Annotated in this window: 5 protein-coding genes; 3 read left to right on the plus strand and 2 right to left on the minus strand. The window is 69.0% G+C overall.

From position 1 onward, the window contains the following. The 3 genes from VNE60_05830 to VNE60_05840 all read left to right on the plus strand — a co-directional run. The coding region (locus VNE60_05830; protein HVB31030.1) for an OmpA family protein at positions 1 to 830 on the plus strand (830 nt) is incomplete at its 5' end. 109 nt (positions 831 to 939) lie between these two features. Next, positions 940 to 1,206, plus strand: coding sequence for a transposase (locus tag VNE60_05835; GenBank protein HVB31031.1), 267 nt, complete (start codon positions 940 to 942; stop codon positions 1,204 to 1,206). A 69-nt stretch (positions 1,207 to 1,275) separates the two neighbouring features. Then, a complete protein-coding gene (locus VNE60_05840) occupies positions 1,276 to 1,419 on the plus strand; it encodes a lmo0937 family membrane protein (protein ID HVB31032.1) in 144 nt (47 codons plus the stop codon). 72 nt (positions 1,420 to 1,491) lie between these two features. Here the strand turns inward: VNE60_05840 and VNE60_05845 are convergent, their stop codons facing one another. Together VNE60_05845 and VNE60_05850 are read right to left on the minus strand one after the other, a co-directional pair. Beyond that, complete coding sequence (locus VNE60_05845) at positions 1,492 to 3,120, minus strand: peptide chain release factor 3 (protein HVB31033.1); 1,629 nt, start codon at positions 3,118 to 3,120, stop codon at positions 1,492 to 1,494. 91 nt (positions 3,121 to 3,211) lie between these two features. After that, a partial coding sequence (locus tag VNE60_05850) for a 1-acyl-sn-glycerol-3-phosphate acyltransferase (GenBank protein HVB31034.1) occupies positions 3,212 to 3,542 on the minus strand: 331 nt, incomplete at its 5' end.

Raw genomic sequence — 3,542 nt, forward strand, 5'->3', positions numbered from 1 at the left:
CCACGCGTCCGAACGGCCTCAATGATGTGAACGTCGGCCTGCTGTCGGGGCGACTGGTGGCGGTGCCGTTCAAGTCGGGCGGCGTGTCGTTCCTGCTCGGGGCGGGCGCCGGGGTCTCCACCGAGACCAACTTCATGCACAGCTACGGCGTGGACGCGCTGGCCGGCTTCAAGTTCGCGCTCAACGACAACGCCGCGTTGCGGATCGACGGCGTGTGGGACTGGCTGGCCAATCAGGACTGGAAGTCGTACCAGAGCGTGCGCGTGGGGCTGAGCCTGTACCGGAACCCATTCCACGAGATCCGCACCGTGACGGTGACGGGCCCCACGGTGACCGTGGTGCAGCATGACGATTCGGTGAGCGCGGCGGAGATTCGCCGGCTGCGCGATCGCGATGCGGCGCTGCAGGCACTGCGTGATTCGCTCGCCAACGCACCCGTGATCCAGCCCGCGGTCACGTCGGCCGCGACCCTGGCCACGATGCAGGCCGTGGTCCACTTCGCGTTCGACAAGTCGGTGCTCACCGATTCCGCCAAGGCGCTGCTCGACGAGAAGGTCGAGGTGTTCCGCGCCAACCCCGAGATGACGGTCGTCATCGTGGGGCACACGGACGTCATCGGCACCGATACGTACAACATGGCGCTCGGCGAGCGGCGGGCGAAGGCCGCCAAGGCCTATATCGTGAGCAAGGGCATCGACGCCAACCGCATCATCATCGAATCCAAGGGGGAGAGCAACCCGATCACGACGGCACCGGGCATCGCCGGGCAGGCGCCGAATCGCCGGGCGATCTTCCGGCTGCTGATCGCGCCTGATGTCATCAAGCCGTAGCGCTGAGATGCGGGCTGAACATCGGTTCAGCGGAGATCTGCCGGGCGCGGACGCTCGCGCCCGGCCGGTTTCCGAACTTGCAGCGCGGACGGAGATGGAGGACCGACGGATGCGACCAAGCAAGTTCACGGACGAGCAGATCGTGCAGGCGCTGCGACAGGTCAGGGCGGGAACGCCCGCCGTGCAGGTCTGTCGGAAGCTGGGCGTCACACAGACCACGTTCTATCGCTGGCGCAGGAAATTCGAAGGCGCGGCGGCGAACGAGTCGCGCGATGTGCGGGCGCTCAGAGAAGAAAATCAGAAGCTCAAACAGATCGTGGCCAACCTCGTGCTCGAGAAGCACGGATCGGCGGGCGGTCGGGGAAGAAACTCATAGCGGCGGTGCGCCACCGGCGCACCGCCGCAGCCACCAGCGCCTTGCGGCGCGGAGGAAGCGAACATGTTGATGACCCTGGCAATCATCCTGATCGTGCTCTGGCTGCTCGGGCTGGTCACGTCGTACACGATGGGCGGACTGATCAATATTCTGCTGGTCGTCGCGATCATCGTGATCGTGGTGCGCGTGATCCAGGGGCGGAAGGTCCTGTAGTGATGCGCGGGGAGCGTCTGGCCACCGGCCTCGCGCGTCGCCAACATCGCGCGTGAGACCGGCGGCGCCCGATCAGGGCGCGAGGTCGTGGAAGACGACGTCCTTCTCGTGTTCCAGGGCCCAGCGCATGGGCCACTCGTTCTCGAACAGCAGCAGGGGCTGTCCCTTGGCGTCGAACAGCAACATGCGGCCGGAGTCGCGGGCCGCGCGGGCGATGGCCTCGGCCGACCCGGTGATCCAGCGCGGGTAGCGGGCGGAGATCTTCTCGAGTCGCGCGACCACCCCGTACTCGTGCGCCAGCCGGTGCATCATCACGTCGAACTGGAGTTGGCCCACCGCGCCGACGATGGGCGTGGGGCTCGTGGTGTCGGTGCCGGAGGTGAAGAATACCTGCGCGGCCCCCTCCTCGGTGAGCTGGCGCAGGCCGGCGTCGAGTTGCTTGCGGCGCATGGGATCGGCCAGGACGACGCGCGCGAAATGCTCGGGCGCGAACCTCGGGATGTCGGCGAACTTCACGCCGCCGTCCGAGGACAGGGTGTCGCCGATGCGCAGCGCGCGGCGGTCCATGACGCCCACGATGTCGCCGGGCCAGGCCTCCTCGACGGCGGTGCGCTCGCGGGCCATGAAGGTCTGCGGCGCGGCCAGGCGCATGGGCTTGCCGGTGCGCTCATGGATCACCTGCATCCCCGCCTCGAAGTGTCCGGAGACCACGCGCACGAACGCCACGCGGTCACGGTGCTTGGGGTCCATGTTCGCCTGAATCTTGAACACGAAGCCGGTGAACGCGCGCTGGTCCGGCTCGATGACGCCCCCGGTGGACGCCCGCGCCGAGGGCGGCGGGGCCAGCTCGAGGAACTCGCGCAGGAAGGGCTCGACGCCGAAGTTGTTGAGAGCGCTGCCGAAGAACACGGGCGAGAGCTCGCCGTCGAGCACCTGCTGCTCGTCGAACGGGTGGCCGGCCTCGTCGAGCAGCGCGATGTCGTGCACGAGGCGCTCGTGCGTGGTGGCCCCGAGCAGTTCGCGCACCAGGGCACCGTCCAGGCTTCCCACGTGCGCCACCGGCGGCCGGGCGCCCCGGTGCTCGTCCTTCTCGAACAGGTGGATCTGCTGGAGGCGCCGGTCGTAGACGCCGACGAAGCCCGCCGCGATGTCGCCGGCGCTGAAGATGGGCCAGGTGATCGGGTGGCACTTGATGCCCAGATCCGCCTCGACGTCGCTGATCAGCTTGAGCGGATCCTCGCCCAACCGGTCGCACTTGTTGACGAAGGTGAAGATGGGCGTGCGGCGGCGCTTGCACACGGCGAACAGCTGGCGCGTGCGCTCCTCGACGCCCTTGCGGTTGTCGAGGAGCATGACGGCGCTGTCGGCCGCGACGAGCGTGCGGTAGGTGTCCTCGGAGAAGTCCTCGTGGCCGGGCGTGTCGAGCAGATTGATGACGTATCCGTCGTACTCGAACTGCATGACGCTCGACGTGACCGAAATGCCGCGCTCCTGCTCCATCTGCATCCAGTCGGAGGTGGCGTGGCGGTCGGCGCGGCGGGCCTTGACCGAGCCGGCCAGGTGGATGGCGCCGCCGTAGAGCAGCAGCTTCTCCGTGAGCGTGGTCTTGCCGGCGTCCGGATGGCTGATGATCGCGAAGGTGCGGCGCCGCCGGATGGCGGCGACGAGCGGCGTGTCGGCGGCGACGGTACCTGATCCCATGTCGGGCCAGTCTAATGGGTTGGCGCTGGCGCTCCAACGGCCGGCCGGAAGACGCGTGCCGGCCGCAGCGAAATCCTGGCTCGGCCCACGATCAGCCGGCGATGATCCGCGGTTCGCCGCAATGCTCGGCGATGGCGTCGGCGGCGCGGTCGCGAAGGTCCACGGCGGCCGCCAGGCCGGTGCCGGCGGCGCGCAGCGGATCGCCGATCCACACCTCGATGCGCGCCGGGTGCGGGAGCTTGGCATCGGCCGGGAGCACGCGGCGCGTACCGCGCAGCGCGATGGGCACCACCGGGGCCCCGACGGCGACGGCGGCGGTGAAGGCGCCGAGCCGGAAGGGGCGCAGGCCGCGCGCCCCGGAGAACCCGCCCTCGGCAAAGAACAGCACCGAGTGGCCCTGCCGCAACCGCGCTTCGATCGCG

It is taken from the genome of Gemmatimonadaceae bacterium, assembly GCA_035533755.1.
Lineage (GTDB): Bacteria > Gemmatimonadota > Gemmatimonadetes > Gemmatimonadales > Gemmatimonadaceae > JAGWRI01.

Excerpts from the sequence above, each read along its gene's own strand:
- VNE60_05835 (HVB31031.1), top strand. The coding sequence starts at position 940 with ATGCGACCAAGCAAGTTCACGGACGAGCAGATCGTGCAGGCGCTGCGA.
- VNE60_05845 (HVB31033.1), bottom strand. The coding sequence starts at position 3,120 with ATGGGATCAGGTACCGTCGCCGCCGACACGCCGCTCGTCGCCGCCATC.
- VNE60_05840 (HVB31032.1), top strand. The coding sequence starts at position 1,276 with ATGACCCTGGCAATCATCCTGATCGTGCTCTGGCTGCTCGGGCTGGTC.